At 54.4% G+C, this 20,121-nt stretch carries 18 protein-coding genes; 16 read left to right on the top strand and 2 right to left on the bottom strand.

Going from position 1 to position 20,121, the window contains the following annotated elements; translation table 11 throughout:
• The first annotated feature begins 176 nt into the window (after positions 1 to 176).
• The 5 genes from AC0Z7K_RS02910 to AC0Z7K_RS02890 all read left to right on the top strand — a co-directional run bounded on the left by AC0Z7K_RS02910 (position 177) and on the right by AC0Z7K_RS02890 (position 4,763).
• Complete coding sequence (locus AC0Z7K_RS02910) at positions 177 to 392, top strand: YbfA family protein (protein ID WP_413528251.1); 216 nt, start codon at positions 177 to 179, stop codon at positions 390 to 392.
• Between the two features lie 190 nt (positions 393 to 582).
• On the top strand, positions 583 to 1,536 hold the full coding sequence (locus AC0Z7K_RS02905; RefSeq protein WP_413528252.1) for a YbgA family protein: 954 nt from the start codon (positions 583 to 585) through the stop codon (positions 1,534 to 1,536).
• Positions 1,537 to 1,546: 10 nt separating this feature from the next.
• Positions 1,547 to 2,977: a deoxyribodipyrimidine photo-lyase gene (gene phrB / locus AC0Z7K_RS02900; RefSeq protein WP_485612704.1), complete on the top strand. Its 1,431-nt coding sequence runs from the start codon at positions 1,547 to 1,549 to the stop codon at positions 2,975 to 2,977.
• A gap of 35 nt (positions 2,978 to 3,012) precedes the next feature.
• Positions 3,013 to 3,993 (top strand): MBL fold metallo-hydrolase, encoded by a 981-nt coding sequence (locus tag AC0Z7K_RS02895; protein ID WP_485612703.1) that lies wholly within the window; start codon positions 3,013 to 3,015, stop codon positions 3,991 to 3,993.
• A 26-nt stretch (positions 3,994 to 4,019) separates the two neighbouring features.
• A complete protein-coding gene (locus AC0Z7K_RS02890; RefSeq protein WP_485612702.1) occupies positions 4,020 to 4,763 on the top strand; it encodes a type 2 GTP cyclohydrolase I in 744 nt (247 codons plus the stop codon).
• Here AC0Z7K_RS02890 and AC0Z7K_RS02885 read toward each other — a convergent pair.
• Positions 4,725 to 6,134 carry an MFS transporter gene (locus AC0Z7K_RS02885; RefSeq protein WP_413528301.1) on the bottom strand — a complete coding sequence of 470 codons (1,410 nt, stop codon included), beginning with the start codon at positions 6,132 to 6,134 and terminating at the stop codon, positions 4,725 to 4,727. The two genes, AC0Z7K_RS02890 and AC0Z7K_RS02885, sit on opposite strands and share 39 nt — an antisense overlap.
• A 289-nt stretch (positions 6,135 to 6,423) precedes the next feature.
• Between AC0Z7K_RS02885 and pxpB the strand changes: the two genes are divergently transcribed.
• The 5 genes from pxpB to nei are packed head-to-tail and all read left to right on the top strand — an operon-like array spanning position 6,424 to position 10,236.
• Positions 6,424 to 7,089, top strand: a complete 666-nt coding sequence (gene pxpB, locus AC0Z7K_RS02880; protein WP_413528256.1) for a 5-oxoprolinase subunit PxpB — start codon at positions 6,424 to 6,426, stop codon at positions 7,087 to 7,089.
• The gene (gene pxpC / locus AC0Z7K_RS02875) at positions 7,083 to 8,012 is read left to right on the top strand and encodes a 5-oxoprolinase subunit PxpC (protein ID WP_485612701.1); all 930 of its coding nucleotides are present in this window, start codon (positions 7,083 to 7,085) and stop codon (positions 8,010 to 8,012) included. Before pxpB ends, pxpC begins: the two co-directional genes overlap by 7 nt.
• A complete protein-coding gene (gene pxpA, locus AC0Z7K_RS02870) occupies positions 8,002 to 8,736 on the top strand; it encodes a 5-oxoprolinase subunit PxpA (RefSeq protein ID WP_485612700.1) in 735 nt (244 codons plus the stop codon). Before pxpC ends, pxpA begins: the two co-directional genes overlap by 11 nt.
• A gap of 55 nt (positions 8,737 to 8,791) precedes the next feature.
• Entirely contained in the window at positions 8,792 to 9,442 is a 651-nt protein-coding gene (gene pcp, locus AC0Z7K_RS02865; RefSeq protein ID WP_413528259.1) for a pyroglutamyl-peptidase I, read from the top strand.
• Positions 9,442 to 10,236 (top strand): endonuclease VIII, encoded by a 795-nt coding sequence (gene nei, locus AC0Z7K_RS02860; RefSeq protein ID WP_485612698.1) that lies wholly within the window; start codon positions 9,442 to 9,444, stop codon positions 10,234 to 10,236. Before pcp ends, nei begins: the two co-directional genes overlap by 1 nt.
• Positions 10,237 to 10,322: 86 nt before the next feature.
• On the opposite strand, the gene AC0Z7K_RS02855 is transcribed toward nei, so the two are convergent.
• Entirely contained in the window at positions 10,323 to 11,606 is a 1,284-nt protein-coding gene (locus AC0Z7K_RS02855; protein ID WP_485612696.1) for a citrate synthase, read from the bottom strand.
• 756 nt (positions 11,607 to 12,362) lie between these two features.
• Here AC0Z7K_RS02855 and sdhC point away from each other — a divergent pair.
• The 6 genes from sdhC (at position 12,363) to odhB (ending at position 20,093) form a co-directional block, all read left to right on the top strand.
• Positions 12,363 to 12,752, top strand: coding sequence for a succinate dehydrogenase cytochrome b556 subunit (gene sdhC, locus AC0Z7K_RS02850; RefSeq protein ID WP_015698116.1), 390 nt, complete (start codon positions 12,363 to 12,365; stop codon positions 12,750 to 12,752).
• A complete protein-coding gene (sdhD, locus tag AC0Z7K_RS02845) occupies positions 12,746 to 13,093 on the top strand; it encodes a succinate dehydrogenase membrane anchor subunit (protein WP_112168980.1) in 348 nt (115 codons plus the stop codon). The genes sdhC and sdhD overlap by 7 nt, the downstream gene beginning before the upstream one ends.
• 3 nt (positions 13,094 to 13,096) lie before the next feature.
• Positions 13,097 to 14,863: a succinate dehydrogenase flavoprotein subunit gene (sdhA, locus tag AC0Z7K_RS02840; protein WP_213051120.1), complete on the top strand. Its 1,767-nt coding sequence runs from the start codon at positions 13,097 to 13,099 to the stop codon at positions 14,861 to 14,863.
• A gap of 19 nt (positions 14,864 to 14,882) precedes the next feature.
• Positions 14,883 to 15,599, top strand: a complete 717-nt coding sequence (locus AC0Z7K_RS02835) for a succinate dehydrogenase iron-sulfur subunit (RefSeq protein ID WP_485612693.1) — start codon at positions 14,883 to 14,885, stop codon at positions 15,597 to 15,599.
• A gap of 407 nt (positions 15,600 to 16,006) precedes the next feature.
• Positions 16,007 to 18,814 carry a 2-oxoglutarate dehydrogenase E1 component gene (sucA, locus tag AC0Z7K_RS02830; RefSeq protein ID WP_413528262.1) on the top strand — a complete coding sequence of 936 codons (2,808 nt, stop codon included), beginning with the start codon at positions 16,007 to 16,009 and terminating at the stop codon, positions 18,812 to 18,814.
• A 46-nt stretch (positions 18,815 to 18,860) separates the two neighbouring features.
• Complete coding sequence (odhB, locus tag AC0Z7K_RS02825) at positions 18,861 to 20,093, top strand: 2-oxoglutarate dehydrogenase complex dihydrolipoyllysine-residue succinyltransferase (protein WP_413528263.1); 1,233 nt, start codon at positions 18,861 to 18,863, stop codon at positions 20,091 to 20,093.
• Positions 20,094 to 20,121 lie beyond the last annotated feature (28 nt).

The following is a 20,121-nucleotide window of genomic DNA, read 5'->3' as shown; positions in this document are numbered from 1 at the left end:
TTTATCGATGTATTTATTTAACCATTTTGTAACTCAATTACATCTTAAGGCGGAAAGTGGCGAAAATTTACACTTTTAAGTGGTCAGATGAGTGGTAAAATTTCAGCAATTGCCGTAAAATTTTTCACAACTTCCAGTTTCTATAAAAGTTCTGAAATTTGCACAGGAGCAACGCGATGAAAGCTACGTCTGATTACACGCCTTACACCATGACCCGTATTTTGGCCCGCCGCGCTTTTGTGCTGGCTGCCGGACTTCTCGCCTTACCGGTTATGCTGTTCCGCGCCGATCGCGCCCGTTTTTACAGCTATCTACACCGCGTCTGGATGAAGACCAGCGATAAGCCGGTCTGGCTGGTGCATGCTGAGATGGCGACACAAGATTTCTATTAATGGTGAACTCACTCCTTCCCCTTCGCAGGGGAGGAGCTAAACAAAAGCCCTGTCTTCCAGATGGGGCTTTTTTATTGCCCTTTCGGAAAACCTGTACAACATTATTTTTATGTATAACTTATACTGAGTAATACATGAGAGTGATGAATCACTGACACTCCCTTTTTCACTTCAACGGCGGGAGCTGACAATGACGAAAACAATCCCTATCGGCATCAGCGCATGTCTGCTGGGCGACAACGTTCGCTTCGATGGCGGCCACAAGCGGTTCGCCTTTGCTGTAGAGCAGCTGGCGCCTTATGTTCGCTTCGAACCGATCTGCCCGGAAATGGCTATCGGACTGCCAACGCCGCGTCCGGCGTTGCGTTTGGTCAGAATGGATAATGGCGTCGCGATGCGCTTTAGCAATGATGAAACCATCGATATCACCGAAAAAATGCAGAGCTACGCCGAAAAGCGCGTGGCGCCTTTAACGCAGCTTTGTGGTTACATCGTCTGCGCCAAATCTCCGAGCTGCGGCATGGAGCGCGTGCGGGTTTACAGCGCCAACGGCAAAGATGCCAAGAAGAGTGGCGTGGGCCTCTACACCGCAGAGCTGATGAAACAGCACCCCTGGCTGCCGGTGGAAGAAGACGGTCGGCTTAACGATCCGGTGATCCGCGAAAATTTCGTGGAGCGGGTATTTACCCTTTTCGAGCTGAATCAGCTGCGCGAAAGCGGTCTGACGCGCGGCAAACTGATGGCGTTTCACAGCCGTTACAAACTCTCTTTACTGGCGCATTCGCAGCCGGAATACCGGGAGCTGGGGCGCTTTGTCGCTGCGATGGCTGAATGGACATCGCTGGAGGATTATTTTGTCGAATACCGCCAGCGGCTGATGGCGCTGCTTAATCACAAAGCCACCCGACGTAATCACACCAATGTGCTGATGCACGTGCAGGGCTATTTCCGTAAACAGCTTACTTCTGCACAGCGTCAGGAACTGGCGGGGCTTATCGACCGCTACCGTCAGGGAATGCAGCCGCTTCTAGCCCCGATCACGTTGCTGAAACATTACATGTCTGAATACCCGGATGCATATCTGGCCGATCAGCGATATTTCGAGCCTTACCCGGAAGCGCTGCGCTTGCGTTACGGACACTAAAGGGAATTTTATGGCCACGCATTTAGTCTGGTTCCGCAATGACTTACGTATTACCGACAACCGCGCGCTGCACGCCGCCTGCGAGGATCCGCAGGCGAGGGTGATCGCCGTTTTTATTGCCACGCCCGACCAGTGGAAACAACACGAGATGGCACCGCGCCAGGCGGCGTTTATTTATCAGCATCTTCAGTCGCTGCAACATGCTCTCGCGGAACGCGGGATCCCGCTGCATTACCATCAGTGTGATGATTTCGCGGCCAGTGTCAGCTGGATGAAAGCGTTCTGCGAGGCGGAAAAAGTGGATGCGCTGTTTTACAACAAACAGTATGAAATCAATGAACGTCTGCGCGATGACGAGCTGGAAAAAACCGTCGGCGCGGACGTAATATGTCACGCATTTGACGACAGTCTGCTGCTGCCACCGGGATCGGTCACTACCGGTAACGACGAGATGTACAAAGTCTATACGCCGTTTCGTCGGGCCTTTTTATCCCGCCTGACCGAATCCGACAGCCGCTCCTTGCCCGCACCAAAAGCGCGAGAGCACGGGCAGAAAACGGTGATGCATAAGTTAATGCCTTTCGATTATCCGCTGGAAAACATTGACGAGAATTTTGCTGTCGGCGAAGACGCGGCGCGCAATCAGCTGCGCAGTTTTTGCCGTGAGCAGGTGCAGGATTATCTTCAGCAGCGCGATTTACCCGCCGTCGATGGCACCAGTTCGCTCTCGCCGTATCTGGCGATCGGCGTGCTTTCGCCACGTCAGTGTTTCAACCGGCTACGCACCGAATGCCCTGACGTGCTCGACCGAACCGACGGTGGCGCGTTTGGCTGGCTGAACGAGCTTATCTGGCGTGAGTTTTACCGACATCTGATCGTCGCCTGGCCGAAACTCTGTAAACATCAGCCCTTTGTCGGCTGGACCGACGGCGTGCGCTGGCGTCATGCGCCTGAAGACCTTCAGGCGTGGAAAGAGGGCAAAACCGGCTATCCGATTGTGGATGCAGCGATGCGTCAGCTCAACGCCACGGGCTGGATGCACAACCGTTTGCGGATGATCGTCGCCAGTTTTCTGGTGAAGGATTTGCTGATCAACTGGCGTGAAGGCGAACGCTATTTTATGTCGCAGCTGCTCGACGGCGATCTGGCCGCCAACAACGGCGGCTGGCAGTGGGGCGCGTCGACAGGGACCGACGCCGCACCGTATTTCCGCATTTTCAATCCGACAACGCAGGGCGAACGCTTTGACAAAGCCGGGCGATTTATCAAGGCCTGGATCCCGGAACTGTCGGACGTGCCGGAAAAAGACATACACACACCGCATCGCTGGGCGGAAAAACAGCACCGCGTGCTAGACTACCCGTTGCCGATCATTGATCACGCAAGGGCACGCAAAGACACGCTTGCGGCGTTTGAGGCGGCAAAAAACCGGTCAGACTGACCTTTTTGCTAATCACCACGACAAGGAGCGATGTGATGAAAAAACACCTGCTGGCGCTGATACTGGCGTGCTGGACGAGCCAGGCCGTGGCGGCCTTTGATGTGGTTGCACTGGGTGTCAACGGTGGCGTTGAGGAAGGAAATCTGACGTCATATCTGGTGCGCAGTGATGATCAAAAACTGTACCTCGGGCTGGACGCCGGTTCCGTATTGCCGGGCATCCGAAAAGCGCTGGAGAAAGGCAGTTTCCCCGAAGTGACGACTGAAAATGCCGCCCCCTACACCCCGCAGGGCGCGGTATTTCGCAACCTGATCGGTGGCTACTTTATCAGCCACGGTCACCTCGACCATCTGGCCGGGCTGATTATCAGCTCGCCCGAAGACACCAAAAAACCGATTTACGGCACCGCCGACACCATCGGCACGCTGCGTCAGCATTACTTCAACGGCCGCATCTGGCCGAACTTTACCGATTCCGGCAGCGGCCTGCGTATCGGCACTTATCGCCTGAATTTACAGCGTACGGATCAGCGATTCTCCCTTGGCCTTACCGGCCTTGATGGCCGCATTTACCCGCTCAGCCACGGCGGTACGCCTTCGAGCATGATTCTGGTCAGCCGCAATAACCAGTCCTTTGCCTTCTTTGGCGATACAGGGCCGGATGAAGTCGAGAAATCAAAAAATCTCGACGCCGTCTGGCGCGTGCTCGGCGATGAAATCAAGGCAAAACGCCTGAAGGGGCTTATCATCGAAACCTCTTATCCTGATGACGTACCTGACAGCAAACTGTTCGGTCATCTCACGCCGCACTGGCTGCTGAAAGAGCTTGGCAATCTGCAACAATACGCCGGTGGGGAGGGAACGCTGAAAGACCTGACGGTGATTATCAGCCACGTGAAACCCAGCCTGAAAGCCGGTGCGGATCCTGAAAAAGAGATCATGCAGCAGCTGGAGAAAGGCAATAATTTGGGCGTGAAGTTTGTGCGGATGCAGCAGGGTGATAAATTAACGTTTTGATAAGCCATTCTAACCCGGGAATAACCATGAACAATCTCCAGCTTGAAGCCCTGATTAACCAGAAACTGGATGTCAGTAATTTCAATGATTACGCGCCTAACGGCCTTCAGGTCGAGGGGCGTCGTAATGTGCAGCGCGTGGTCACCGGGGTGACGGCGTCTCAGGATCTGCTGGATGCCGCGATTGCCGTCGAAGCGGACGCAATTTTGGTGCATCACGGTTACTTCTGGAAAAACGAACCGGCGGTTATTCGCGGTATGAAGCGCAACCGGCTGAAAGCCCTGCTGGTGAATGATATCAATCTGTATGGCTACCATTTACCGCTCGATGCCCACCCGGTACTCGGTAATAACGCGCAGCTGGCTGAGTTATTTGGCATTGATGTGCAAGGTGAAGTCATGCCGCTGGTGCCGTATGGCGAGCTCGAAAAGCCGTTATCCGGGGAAGCATTACGTCAGCGGATTGAAGTGATTTTAGATCGCAAAGTGCTGCACAGCGCGCAAGGTGGGCCAGAGGAAATCCGTCGCGTCGCATGGTGTTCCGGCGGCGGTCAGGGCTTCATTCAGCAGGCGGCAGAGTTTGGCGTGGATGCATTCATCAGCGGCGAAGTCTCCGAGCAAACCATCCACATCGCCCGCGAAATGGGGCTGCATTTCTATGCCGCTGGCCATCACGCCACCGAACGTTATGGCGTGAAAGCCTTAGGCGAATGGTTGCAGGAAGAGCATGGGTTAGATGTGATGTTCATCGACATCGATAACCCGGCCTAGAGTTTTTGTTTCTTCCGGCACACTGTCTTCGAGCAACGTAAATGCCCGCTGTAAGCCGGTATCCACTTCGGGGTCTGCACCCTGCGGCGGATACGGGCTTTCTTCCTCTTCTTCAGTCACTTCATTTTCTTCCACTGCCGGTTCGGTGACGTTTTCCGGCGCAGGCATCGTTTCCTGAATCATTTGCTCGTCAAAGGCCGGATTCAGCGCAGGCGACAGCGGTGAACTGCTCAGGCTGTCCGGCATAGCGATGTGCGGCAGAGGCGCATCGACCGCCATCACGGTTTCTTCTTCTTTCGCAGAGGTCCGGCTGAGCGCAACGATTGCCGCTCCGCACAGGGCGAAAAAGGCATACAGAATATTGCCGCCGAGCGGTTCCATCAGCGCGCCCACGGCCAGCGGACCGATACAGGCACCGACGCCAAACGCCATTAGCAAACAGGCGGAAAGCGAGACGCGGCGCTCCGGTTCGATCATGTCATTGGCCAGGGCCACAACCAGCGGATACAGCGTGAACTGCATCAGACTGACCACAAAACCGATGCCGAGCAGCACGGGGAACGAAATATGCGTGAGCAACGCCAGCGGCAGGGCGGCGACCGCCAGGAGGATTGCGTTGATGCGCATCAGCATATTTCGGTTATAGCGATCTGACAGCCAGCTCAGCGGAAACTGCGCCAGCAGCCCGGCGAAGATCGCCAGCGCCATAAACAGACCGGTTTGCTGAGTGGTCAGCGATTGCTGGCTGGTGTAAATCGGCGCCATCCCGTAAAACGAGCCGACCACCATGCCGATGACCAGCGTAATCGCCAGCACCTTAGGGATCGCACCGATGAAGAATTTAAGCTCCATCGGCGCCGGAGACATATGGCCAACGTTGGTGCGCGTCGTCAGCGCGATGGGGACCAGACAGAGCGCGAAACACAGCGCGATCATGATGAGCGTACTGACGCCAAGGCCGCTGTCGAGCATCAAAACGACCTGACCGAGCGACATCCCGAGGTATGACGCCACCATGTAAAATCCGAAAACCACGCCGCGCTGATTGGCCTCGGCCTGATCGTTCAGCCAGCTTTCCAGCACCATGTATTGCACCATCATGCACAGGCCGATGATCAGCCGCAGCACCACCCAGACGGGGATAATGTCGGTCAGACCGTGACCCAGAACGGCGGCGGTAATGATGCCGGAGCAGGAGACGTAGGCGCGAATGTGCCCGACGCGGGCGATCAGGATATGGCCGACTTTACCGCCGATCACCAGCCCGATGTAGTTGGCGGCGATAATCGCCCCGATCATCGCGCCGCTGACGTGTATCGCCGACAGTCGCAGGGAAATGTAAGTGGTGAGCAGGCCGGAACCGAGCAGCATCAGTAATGTGGTGGTATAAAGCGGAAAAAAGAGTGCTAAAGGTTTTCTCACGGGCTGTCCCTTTCATTTTGTAAATACTGCGTTATCCAAACGCTAAAAAACTGCAACACCTCTGAGAGTAGCAGGTGCGGGCGATGGGCGAAACCTTCACAGCCCTTTGGTGGTCTTTGACAAGTTGACATCCTCTGTCGCTTTCCCGCATAACTACCCTTAATCTACATACTCTTATCGGGACATTGAGTTCATGAATAACTCAATGATCCACAACCCTTCTTTGAGGAGTGTCTGAGTGCAACGAGCACGATGTTACCTGCTGGGTGAACGCGCGGTAGTGCTGGAACTGGAACCGCCTGTGACGCTGGCCAGCCAGCAGCGGATCTGGGGGCTGACCCAACGTTTACAGGATCGCGTGGCCTATCCCGGCGTTCGCGAAGTCATTCCCGGGATGAATAATTTGACGGTCTTACTCACCGATGCGCAAAGCTCCGCGCTGGACGCAATTGAGCGCCTGCAAACCTGGTGGGAAGAGAGCGAAGCCATTGAACCGGCTTCCCGACTGATTGAAATCCCGGTTATCTACGGCGGTGAGCAGGGACCGGATCTGGAGAACGTCGCCCGCCATACCGGAATGACGCCGCGTGAGGTGGTCGGGTGCCATTCGGGTATCGATTACACCGTTTACTTCCTCGGTTTCCAGCCCGGCTTCCCGTACCTTGGCGGAATGCCGGAGCAACTGGCTACGCCACGCCACGGCGAACCGCGGCTTTCAGTACCAGCGGGATCGGTTGGCATCGGCGGCAGCCAGACCGGTATCTATCCGCTGGCCACGCCCGGTGGCTGGCAGCTGATCGGACAGACGACGCTGGCGATGTTTGATCCCACGCGTTCATCACCGACCTTATTACTACCCGGTGATCACGTGCGCTTTGTGCCACAGAAGGAGGGCGTATGCTGAAGGTTTTACGCGCAGGGATGTTTACCACGGTGCAGGATTTGGGGCGCAACGGCTACCGCCAGCAGGGCGTTAGTCAGTCAGGCGCGCTGGATGCGCCGGCGCTGCGCATCGCCAATCTGCTGGCCGGCAATGATGAGAACGCCGCCGGGCTGGAGATTACCCTTGGCCAGTTCAGCGCCGAATTTCATCGCGAAGGCTGGATGGCGCTGACCGGCGCAGGATGTCACGCGCAACTCGACGGCAAAGATGTCTGGACCGGCTGGCGTTACGAAGTGAAGCCGGGTCAGGTGCTCACCATGAAAACGCCGACGCGAGGGATGCGCAGTTATCTGGCGGTTTCTGGCGGGATCGATGTGGCGGAAGTGATGGGCTCACGCAGCACCGATCTGAAAGCAAAATTCGGCGGTTTTAACGGTCGTGCGCTCCAGGACGGTGACGTGTTGCCGACCGGTGACAGTTTCCATATGCCAAAAAGCGCAGGCGGTATCAAACAACTGCTGTTTGGTAACCGTATCCGCGCAATACCGGGGCCGGAGTATCAGGAGTTCAGCGCCGAAGCGCGCGATGCTTTCTGGCGTGCGTCATGGCAACTGAGCCCGCAAAGTAACCGCATGGGTTATCGCTTGCATGGCCACGCGCTGAACCGGGAAACCGACCGAGAGATGCTGTCTCACGGGCTGTTACCGGGTGTGGTGCAGGTGCCGCACGGCGGCCAGCCGATTGTGTTGATGGCCGATGCGCAGACCACCGGCGGCTATCCGCGTATTGCCTGTGTGATCGAAGCCGATCTCTATAATCTGGCGCAGATCCGCTTGGGGGAACCGGTGCATTTCGTGAAATGCACGCTGGAAGAAGCGCAGAAAGCCCTGCGCGAGCAGTCATTGTTTATCGAACAGATCAAGCGGGGGCTGTATGACCGTTGATCTCAACGCCGATCTCGGTGAAGGCTGCGCCAATGACGAGGCGCTGTTACAGCTGGTCAGTTCCGCCAATATCGCCTGCGGTTTTCACGCCGGAGATGCGCAGACAATGCAGCAATCGGTGCGCTGGGCGATGAAGTACAAGGTCGCAATTGGCGCGCACCCGAGCTTTCCCGATCGCGAAAACTTCGGTCGCACCGCTATGCATCTGCCGCCGGAAACCGTTTATGCGCAGGTGGTCTATCAGCTCGGCGCACTGGCGGCCATCACCCGCGCCGAAGGCGGAAAGATGGTACACGTCAAGCCCCACGGTATGTTGTATAACCAGGCTGCGACCGAAACGCAGCTGGCTGACGCCATTGCCCGCGCAGTCTGTGATGTCGACCCGACGTTGCGTCTGGTCGGTCTGGCGGGCAGTGAGCTTATCCGCGCCGGTGAGCGATACGGGCTGCCAACGCGCCAGGAAGTGTTTGCTGATCGCCGCTATCAGAGCAATGGTTCGCTGGTTCCTCGCAGTCAGCCCGATGCGATGATCGACACTGACGAACAGGCGCTGGAACAGACGCTGGCGATGGTACAACAGCAAAAAGTCCTCAGTCGCGAAGGCGTCTGGGTGCCGGTGCAGGCCGATACCGTCTGCCTGCACGGTGACGGGGAGCATGCTCTGACATTTGCGCGGCGGCTGCGTGAGGCGTTTAGCGAGCGGGGGATTGAAATCCGATCATAATTACCTCATAGCTAACAGATGAGATATCAGTCTTGCCCTACAACAAGGATCTATCATGCGTAAAGTCTTAGTGACCGGTTTCGACCCGTTTGGCGGCGAGCGTCTCAATCCGTCGTGGGAAGTGGTGAAATTACTGGGTGATCTGGAGCTGTCGGGCGCGCAGATTGTGGTGCGGCAGCTGCCTTGCGTGTTTGGCAAAGCCATTGACGCCCTGAATGCGGCGATTGATGAAGTACATCCGGAAATGGTGCTGTGCGTGGGTCAGGCCGGCGGGCGCAGTGATTTCAGCGTTGAGCGTGTGGCAATCAATATTGATGATGCGCGGATCCCCGATAACGAGGGAAACGAGCCGGTGGATGCACCGATTGTTGCCGACGGCCCGGCGGCCTATTTTTCTTCGCTGCCGATCAAAACCATCGTGAATGGTTTGCGCGAATCGGGTATTCCCGCGTCGGTGTCGCAAACGGCGGGTACTTATGTGTGTAATCACGTGATGTATGGGTTGATGCACCGGCTGGCACATCCTTCATGCAGCGTGGTGAAAGGCGGCTTTATCCATATTCCTTATCTGCCTGAACAAGCCGCAAAACATCCGGGCGAACCAAGTATGTCAGTACACACTGTGTTGAATGCCCTTGAACTGACTATCGCCATTGCCCTGCATACTGAGCAGGACCTGCGAATTGCCGAGGGTGCGACTCACTGATGCCTGAAGGTCCTGAAATTCGCCGCGCGGCCGATTTACTGGTGCGCGCGGTCGTCAATAAACCGCTCACGGATGTCTGGTTTGCTTTCCCCTCATTGAAACCTTACCAGTCGGCTCTGCGTGGCACGAAAATCACGGCGATTGAAACGCGCGGTAAAGCGCTGTTGACCCATTTCTCTAACGGCCTGACGCTTTACAGCCACAATCAACTTTATGGCGTCTGGCGGGTAGTGAAGACCGGTGAAACACCGAAAGAAACCAAACGTTCACTGCGGGTGCAGCTGCAGACCACCGATGCGGCGATCCTGTTGTACAGCGCGTCTGAAATCGGGATTTATGATACGACGGAAATAGAAAATCATCCGTTCCTGCAACGTATCGGCCCGGACGTGCTCGACGAGACTCTGACGGTCGCGCAGGTTCGCGAGCGTTTACTTTCACCCAAATTTCGTAACCGCCAGCTGGGGGGCATGTTGCTCGATCAGGCGTTTCTTGCCGGGCTGGGAAACTATTTGCGGGCGGAAATTCTCTGGCTGGCAAAACTGCTGCCGGATCATAAACCGAAAGAGCTAAAAGAGACCGAGCTGGATGCGCTGGCGGATGCCTGTTTGTCCGTCGCGCGATTATCTTACGCCACCCGGGGAACGATGGACGAAAATGTGCATCACGGCGCGTTGTTCCGGTTCAAGGTATTTGGCCGGACCGGCAAACCTTGTGAACGCTGCGGCGATCCCATCGTTAAAAGCAGCGTGTCATCGCGGCCGTTTTTCTGGTGCCCGGTGTGTCAGGTGTAAAGCGAACCGGCTGACGTTATCCAATAAAAATGGCACCCGCGAAGGTGCCATTTTTGTCAGTGCTGATTCTAATTAAAAATCAGCGCTTATTTTTTCAGCTGAGAATGGAAATCACGTTTGTCGTAGCCGGTGTACAGCTGACGAGGGCGGGCGATTTTAATGCCGTCCTGGTGCATTTCGCTCCAGTGTGCAATCCAGCCCACGGTACGTGCCATCGCGAAGATAACGGTAAACATGGAAGATGGAATGCCCATCGCTTTCAGGATGATGCCTGAGTAGAAATCGACGTTCGGATACAGTTTCTTCTCGATGAAGTACGGGTCGTTCAGCGCGATGTGTTCAAGTTCCATCGCCACTTCCAGCAGGTTATCTTTCAAATCCAGCTCTTTGAGTACTTCATGACAGGTTTCACGCATTACAGTGGCGCGAGGGTCGTAGTTTTTATAAACACGGTGACCAAAGCCCATCAGGCGGAACGAATCATTTTTATCTTTTGCGCGCTTAACGAACTCAGGGATGTGATCCACGCTGCTGATTTCTTCCAGCATTTTCAGCGCGGCTTCGTTGGCACCGCCGTGAGCCGGTCCCCACAGAGAAGCGATACCTGCGGCGATACAGGCGAACGGGTTAGCGCCACTTGAGCCAGCGGTACGCACTGTTGACGTTGAGGCGTTTTGTTCGTGGTCGGCGTGCAGGATCAAAATTCGGTCCATCGCACGTTCCAGAATCGGGTTCACTTTGTATTCTTCACACGGCGTGGAGAACATCATGTGCAGGAAGTTACCGGCATAAGACAGGTCGTTGCGCGGATACACAAACGGCTGGCCGATGGAATATTTGTAGCACATCGCGGCAACGGTCGGCATTTTGGACAGCAAACGGTAGGCGGCGATTTCACGGTGACGCTCGTTTTCGACGTCAATCGAGTCGTGATAGAACGCGGCCAGCGCGCCGGTCACGCCGCACAGCACGGCCATCGGGTGAGAGTCACGGCGGAAACCGTGGAACAGACGGGTAATCTGCTCGTGCACCATGGTGTGACGGGTCACATTGGTTTTGAATTCTTCGAATTGCTTCGGTGTCGGGGTTTCGCCGTTCAGCAGCAGGTAGCTCACTTCCAGGAAGTTAGACTCCTTCGCCAACTGATCAATCGGGAAGCCGCGGTGCAACAGAATGCCTTCTTCACCATCAATGTAGGTGATTTTGGATTCGCAGGATGCAGTAGACGTGAAACCGGGATCATAGGTAAAAAGGCCTTTTGAACCGAGGGTGCGGATATCAATTTCATCCTGGCCCAGCGTGCCGGATAGCACATCCAGTTCAATCGGGTCGTGACCTTGTAGGGTAAGTGTCGCTTTCTTATCAGCCATTTACAGTCTCCTTAGCGCCTTATTTTTAAAAATCGATAACAACAGAAATACCTGGAAGCGACGCCTTGTAAGGTCATTATTATTATCAGCCTTAACTCTGCGATCGTATCGGAAGGGAACGTAGAGCTGAGTCGAATTGCAGTCTCAGACTGCTCTGTGACAAACAAGCGGCGTTTCATCGTTGTTAAAGATTCGGTAAATCATTACTGTTCTGTCGCTCAGTACCTGTTAGGAATATGAGGATTTACACAATCACCACTTTTGCATAACTTGGCCTGACAGGGAAGACCCCGTCTTACGATTGTGTGATCCACTGATTCTCTGAATACTTTCCCTTGTTGATGCGTTCGGGTAAAGCCGGTATGTGCTCAGTGTCACAGTCCTATAGGGATGCATCATATGTAATGGAAATGTTGATCAAATGTCAAACTCGATAATTTATTTTGTGTGATTTGTCGAATTTGGGAGATAACTCACTGTTTCGCAGAAATGTGAATAAAGCATTTGTAGGGCAATTGTAATAAGAATGTGATCAACCTATACTTCGACGAGGTCTCCGGGCAAACCCTGAAGTAGGAGCACCCAGCGTTATTTTCTGAGCATTTCGCGTTTCCCAAACGTAAACACTGAGAAAATGCATCACGCGCCGTTTAAGCACATTGGATGTCGTTGTTTGAGCGCGAGGGATGAAGGCTTACAGTCTTAATGCTGTCTGACACTGCTCCAGACCGGAGGAAGTAAAATAATAAGAGCTGTGTGGGCAAAACCGTGAAAAAACAAAGACCTGTCAATCTGGATCTGCAAACGATCCGGTTTCCCGTTACTGCGATAGCGTCCATCTTACACCGAGTCTCTGGCGTAATAACCTTCGTCGCCGTCGGTATCCTCCTCTGGCTGCTAGGCCTGTCTCTCTCTTCTCCGGAAGGGTTTGCGCATGCGGCTGCCATCATGAATAGCTTCTTCGTCAAATTCATCTTCTGGGGAATACTTACTGCGCTGGCCTATCACGTCTGCGGTGGCATCCGCCACTTGCTGATGGATTTTGGCTATATCGAAGAGAGTTTGGCTGCCGGTACCCGTTCTGCCCAGGTGGCAATCGGTCTGACCGTCGTGCTGTCAATTCTGGCTGGAGTCCTCGTATGGTAAGCAATGTTTCTGCATTAGGGCGCAATGGTGTGCACGACTGGCTGTTACTTCGTGCTTCCGCAATTATTCTCACCCTGTACATCCTTTATATTCTGGGCTTCGTGGTTCTGGCTCAGGAACTGACTTTTGATGTCTGGCATGGCTTCTTCGCTTCCTCCATCACCAAAGTATTCACACTGCTGGCGCTGCTGTCGATTTTGATTCATGCGTGGATCGGCATGTGGCAGGTGTTAACGGACTATGTCAAACCGGTAGCTGTTCGACTGGTGCTGCAACTGGCCATCGTCGTCACGTTAGTGGTTTACCTACTTTACGGAACAATTGTTGTTTGGGGAGCGTAGTAAATGAATCTGCCAGTCAGAGAGTTTGATGCTGTGGTGATCGGTGCAGGTGGCGCCGGTATGCGTGCAGCATTACAGATTTCACAAACGGGCCAGACCTGTGCCCTGATTTCCAAAGTCTTCCCGACCCGCTCCCATACGGTGTCAGCGCAGGGCGGTATTACCGTCGCGCTGGGCAACACCCATGAGGATGACTGGGAATGGCATATGTACGACACCGTAAAAGGTTCCGACTACATCGGCGATCAGGACGCGATTGAATATATGTGTAAAACCGGGCCGGAAGCGATTCTGGAACTCGAACACATGGGTCTGCCTTTCTCCCGTCTTGAAGACGGCCGTATTTATCAGCGTCCGTTTGGTGGCCAGTCGAAGAACTTCGGCGGTGAGCAGGCGGCACGTACCGCCGCTGCTGCTGACCGTACCGGTCACGCATTGCTGCACACGCTGTATCAGCAAAACCTGAAAAACGGCACCACGATTTTCTCCGAATGGTATTCACTGGATTTAGTGAAGAATCAGGATGGCGCGATCGTCGGCTGTACAGCTATCTGTATCGAAACCGGTGAAGTGGTCTACTTCAAAGCCAAAGCGACCGTGCTGGCGACCGGCGGGGCAGGCCGTATTTACCAGTCCACCACTAACGCACACATCAATACCGGCGACGGTGTTGGCATGGCGTTGCGCGCTGGCGTGCCGGTGCAGGACATGGAAATGTGGCAATTCCACCCGACCGGTATCGCGGGCGCGGGCGTTCTGGTAACAGAAGGCTGCCGTGGTGAAGGCGGTTATCTGCTCAATAAAGACGGCGAACGTTTCATGGAACGTTATGCGCCGAATGCCAAAGATCTGGCGGGTCGTGACGTGGTGGCGCGTTCCATCATGATCGAAATCCGTGAAGGCCGTGGTTGCGAAGGTCCGTGGGGCCCGCACGTTAAACTGAAACTCGATCATCTGGGTCGTGAAGTGCTGGAATCCCGCCTGCCGGGCATTCTCGAACTCTCCCGCACCTTCGCTCACGTGGATCCCATCAAAGAGCCGATCCCTGTTCTGCCAACCTGCCACTACATGATGGGCGGTATTCCGACCAAAGTGACCGGTCAGGCACTGCGTGTGAACGAGAAGGGCGAAGACGTAGTGATCCCAGGTCTGTTTGCGGTCGGCGAAATTGCCTGTGTCTCCGTTCACGGTGCGAATCGCCTCGGTGGCAACTCGCTGCTGGATCTGGTGGTATTTGGTCGCGCTGCCGGTATGCACTTGCAGGAATCTATCAATGAGCAGGGCGACAGCCGTGAAGCCTCTCAGGACGATATTGATGTTTCCCTTGAGCGTCTGAACCGCTGGAACAATACCCGTTCCGGTGAAGATCCGGTGGCTATCCGCAAAGACTTACAAGCCTGTATGCAGAACAACTTCTCGGTATTCCGCGAAGGCGATGCGATGGCAGAAGGTCTGGAACAGCTGAAAGTGATCCGCGAGCGCCTGAAATCTGCCCGTCTGGACGATACCTCGACGGAGTTCAACACTCAGCGCGTGGAATGTCTGGAGCTGGATAACCTGATGGAAACCGCGTTCTCGACGGCCGTCTCCGCCAACTACCGTACCGAAAGCCGTGGCGCACACAGCCGCTTCGACTTCCCGGATCGGGATGATGCGAACTGGTTGTGCCACACGCTGTATCAGCCGGAAACCGAAAGCATGACCCGCCGTGAGGTGAACATGCAGCCTAAGCTTCGCGCGGCGTTCCCGCCGAAAGCGCGTACTTACTAGGGCGTAGCGGAGACAGAATATGAAACTCGAATTTTCGATTTATCGCTATAACCCGGACGTCGATGACGTCCCGTACATGAAAGATTATGTGCTGGAAGCCCAGGAAGGGCGCGACATGATGTTGCTCGATGCGCTGATTTTGCTGAAAGAGCAGGATCCGACGCTGGCCTTCCGCCGCTCTTGCCGTGAAGGCGTTTGTGGTTCCGACGGTCTGAACATGAATGGTAAAAACGGTCTGGCATGTATCACGCCAGTCTCGACCTTACGCCATGGCAGCAAGAAGATTGTTATCCGTCCGTTACCTGGGTTACCGGTTGTGCGCGACCTTGTAGTGGACATGGGGCAATTCTATAAGCAGTATGAGAAGATTAAGCCTTACTTGTTGAATGATGGGAAAAATCCTCCGGCGCGTGAACATTTACAGATGCCGGAAGAACGCGAAAAACTGGACGGATTGTACGAATGTATTCTCTGCGCCTGTTGCTCGACGTCGTGCCCATCCTTCTGGTGGAACCCGGACAAGTTTATCGGTCCGGCAGGTCTTCTTGCCGCTTACCGTTTCCTGATCGACAGCCGCGATACCGAAACACAACCGCGTCTCGACGATCTCAATGATGCTTTCAGCGTATTCCGCTGCCACAGCATCATGAACTGTGTGAGTGTATGTCCGAAAGGGCTAAACCCGACCAAAGCTATCGGCCATATCAAATCGATGCTGCTACAACGCGGCGCCTGACAAGATAAGCCATGCCACAGCGGGAACTCAGGTTCCCGCTGTTATTTACCCATAAGCGCTACTTACAATAGTTACAAATGTGCTAAGTGAGGCGCTGATAGCAAATAAGTAATTTTTTAATAACAAAGTAGCAACAAGTGCAACAAAGTTGCGCCTGACTGGAGTAAGATAGTGGGGTAAAAATCAGGGACATCTATTTTCAGCTGTTTTGTTAAGAAGGGGAGAAAGATAAGCAGGGCAACTTCAAAAGTCAGTCACGCGCATGGCGGATTTTTGAAGGTTCCTTGAAGAGCCAAACGCTCAACCAACGAACTGTTTTAGTAAGGAAAACCGTTTTACCGCGGTGTATCACGGTCATTATTATTAACCACGGCGAAAACTAAAGCTTCAAAGCTTAAGGGATCACGATGCAGAACGGCGCAATGAAGGCCTGGCTGGATTCCTCCTATCTGGCGGGTGCGAACCAGTCTTACATAGAACAACTCTATGAAGACTACTTAACCGATCCTGGTTCCGTTGACGATAGCTGGCGTTCGATTTTTAAACAGCTACCAACAGTGGGTGTGAAACCAGAGCAACTCCATTCTCAAACACGGGACTACTTCCGCCGTCTGGCGAAAGACGCGTCACGTTATAACTCCTCCATCAGCGATCCAGAAACGGATGCCAAGCAAGTTAAGGTGTTGCAGTTAATCAACGCCTTCCGCTTCCGTGGCCATCAGAACGCGAACCTTGATCCCCTCGGCCTGTGGAAACTGGACGATGTGCCCGATCTCGACCCTGCGTTCCATCATCTGACCGAAGCTGATTTCCAGGAAACCTTCAACGTCGGTTCTTTTGCCATCGGCAAAGAAACCATGCAGCTCGGCGAGCTGTATAAAGCCCTGAAGCAAACCTATTGCGGCTCCATCGGTGTGGAATACATGCACATCACCAACACCGAAGAGAAACGCTGGATCCAGCAGCGTGTCGAATCCGTGGTCGGTCGGGCAAACTTCACTGATGCAGAAAAGAAAACGTTCCTGAAAGAGCTGACCGCAGCAGAAGGTCTGGAACGTTATCTGGGCGCGAAATTCCCGGGAGCCAAACGCTTCTCGCTGGAAGGTGGCGATGCGCTGGTACCGATGTTGAAAGACATGATCCGTCACGCGGGCAAAAATGGAACGCGTGAAGTGGTGCTGGGTATGGCGCACCGTGGTCGTCTGAACGTGCTGATCAACGTGCTGGGTAAAAAACCTCAGGATCTGTTTGACGAATTTTCTGGCAAACATAAAGAACACCTGGGTACCGGCGACGTGAAATACCACATGGGCTACTCGTCTGATGTGGAAACCGAAGGCGGTATGGTTCACCTGGCGCTGGCGTTTAACCCGTCGCATTTGGAAATCGTCAGCCCGGTCGTCATCGGTTCTGTCCGTGCGCGTCGTGATCGTCTGGACGAAGCGCGCAGTAACATGGTTCTGCCTATCACCATTCACGGTGACGCGGCAATTACCGGTCAGGGCGTGGTTCAGGAAACTCTGAACATGTCGCTGGCACGTGGTTATGAAGTAGGCGGTACCGTGCGTATCGTCATCAATAATCAGGTGGGCTTCACCACCTCGAACCCGAAAGATGCGCGTTCGACCGATTACTGTACAGATATCGCGAAAATGGTGCAGGCGCCGATTTTCCATGTGAATGCAGATGATCCGGAAGCTGTGGCTTTCGTTACCCGTCTGGCGCTGGATTTCCGCAATACCTTTAAACGCGATGTCATGATTGATCTGGTTTGCTACCGTCGCCACGGCCATAACGAAGCCGATGAGCCAAGCGCAACGCAGCCACTGATGTATAACAAGATCAAGAAACACCCGACGCCGCGCAAAATCTATGCAGACATCCTGACTGAGCAGAACGTTGCCAGCCTGGAAGATGCAACTGAAATGGTCAACCTTTACCGCGATGCGCTGGATGCCGGTGAGTGTGTGGTGGAAGAGTGGCGTCAGAATGACATGCACACGTTCACCTGGTCACCGTATCTGAACCACGAATGGGACGAGCCTTATCCGAACAAGGTGGAGTTTAAACGTCTGCAGGAACTGGCTCGTCGCGTCAGCCATGTACCGGATGCCATCGAAATGCAGTCACGCGTGGCCAAGATTTATGGCGACCGTAACGAGATGGCCGAAGGGAATAAGAAGTTTGACTGGGGCGGTGCCGAAAATCTGGCTTACGCCACGCTGGTCGACGAAGGCATTCCTATCCGTCTGTCCGGTGAAGATACCGGCCGCGGGACCTTCTTCCACCGTCACGCGGTGATCCACAATCAGAAAAACGGTTCCGTGTATGTGCCGTTGTCGAATATTCATAACAGCCAGGGCGAATTCAACGTCTGGGACTCCGTGCTTTCCGAAGAAGCGGTGCTGGCGTTCGAATACGGTTATGCCACGGCTGAACCGCGTACGCTGACCATTTGGGAAGCGCAGTTTGGCGATTTCGCCAACGGTGCTCAGGTAGTTATCGACCAGTTCATCAGCTCCGGCGAGCAAAAATGGGGCCGTATGTGCGGCCTGGTCATGCTGTTGCCGCACGGCTACGAAGGGCAGGGGCCGGAGCACTCCTCCGCGCGTCTGGAACGCTATCTGCAACTTTGCGCTGAGCAAAACATGCAGGTGTGTATCCCGTCTACCCCGGCGCAGGTTTACCACATGATCCGTCGTCAGGCGCTGCGCGGTATGCGTCGTCCGCTTATCGTGATGTCACCGAAGTCTCTGTTGCGTCATCCGCTGGCGGTTTCCACGCTGGACGAACTGGCCAACGGCAGCTTCCTGCCGGCGATTGGTGAAGTGGACGAACTGGATCCGAAACAGGTTAAGCGCGTCGTGATGTGTTCAGGTAAGGTCTACTATGATCTGCTGGAACAGCGTCGTAAGAACGAAAAAACCGACGTCGCGATCGTCCGTATCGAGCAGCTGTATCCGTTCCCGCACAAAGCCATTCAGGAAGTGCTGGAACAATACGCACACGTTCATGATTTCGTCTGGTGTCAGGAAGAGCCGCTGAATCAGGGCGCATGGTACTGCAGCCAACACAATTTCCGTGAAGTGATTCCTTTCGGGGCTTCTTTACGTTACGCAGGACGCCCGGCCTCTGCCTCACCGGCAGTCGGCTACATGTCCGTTCACCAGAAGCAACAGCAAGATCTGGTTAACGATGCGCTGAACGTGAAATAACCGCGTTGGTGTCAGTTAACTATATGGAACATAAGAAGGATTGATAATGAGTAGCGTAGATATTCTGGTCCCTGACCTTCCTGAATCCGTTGCGGATGCGACGGTTGCCACCTGGCACAAAAAGCCGGGCGACAGTGTTGAGCGTGACGATGTACTGGTAGAAATCGAAACCGATAAAGTGGTTCTGGAAGTGCCTGCAAGCGAAGCCGGTATTCTGGACAGCATTATCGAAAACGAAGGCGCAACGGTAATTTCCCGTCAGATTCTGGCGCGCATTCGTCCGGGTAACAGCTCTGGTAAGCCAAGCACTGAGAAAAGCTCCGATAAAGAAGCGACTCCTGCGGCACGTCACACAGCTGCGCTGGAAGAAGAGAGCAGTGACGCCCTCAGCCCGGCGATTCGCCGCCTGATTGCAGAACATTCTCTCGATGCCAACGCCATTAAAGGCAGCGGTGTGGGTGGTCGTCTGACCCGTGAAGACGTTGAGCAACACTTGGCAAAAGCCAAAGATGCCAAACCTGCAACAGCACCCGCTTCAGCGCCTGCTGCCAGCGAAACACCGGCACCGGCTCTGGGTTCACGCAGCGAAAAACGCGTACCGATGACCCGTCTGCGTAAACGCGTAGCCGAGCGTCTGCTGGAAGCCAAGAACAGCACTGCGATGCTGACCACCTTTAACGAAATCAACATGAAACCCATCATGGATCTGCGTAAGCAGTACGGTGATGGTTTCGAAAAACGTCACGGCGTGCGTCTGGGCTTCATGTCTTTCTATCTGAAAGCCGTGGTCGAAGCGCTGAAACGCTATCCGGAAGTGAACGCTTCTATCGATGGCGAAGATGTGGTTTACCACAATTACTTCGACGTCAGCATTGCTGTTTCAACGCCACGCGGCCTGGTGACCCCGGTTCTGCGTGATGTGGATACGCTGGGCATGGCGGATATCGAGAAAAAAATCAAAGAGCTGGCCATCAAAGGCCGTGACGGCAAATTGAAAGTAGAAGAACTGACCGGCGGTAACTTTACTGTAACCAACGGCGGCGTCTTTGGCTCCCTGATGTCAACGCCAATCATCAACCCGCCGCAGAGCGCGATCCTCGGCATGCACGCCATTAAAGATCGTCCTATGGCGGTGAATGGTCAGGTCGTGATTTTGCCAATGATGTATCTGGCACTGTCCTACGATCACCGTCTGGTTGATGGCCGCGAATCGGTTGGCTTCCTGGTGACCATTAAAGAGATGCTGGAAGATCCGGCTCGTCTGCTGCTGGACGTTTAGTCCCCGGTTGCCGTAAGTAAAAGAGATC

The sequence above is a fragment of the Rahnella sp. 1L-D-7-B-C2 genome, from assembly GCF_057290995.1.
This window is presented reverse-complemented; position numbering and strand designations above follow the sequence as displayed.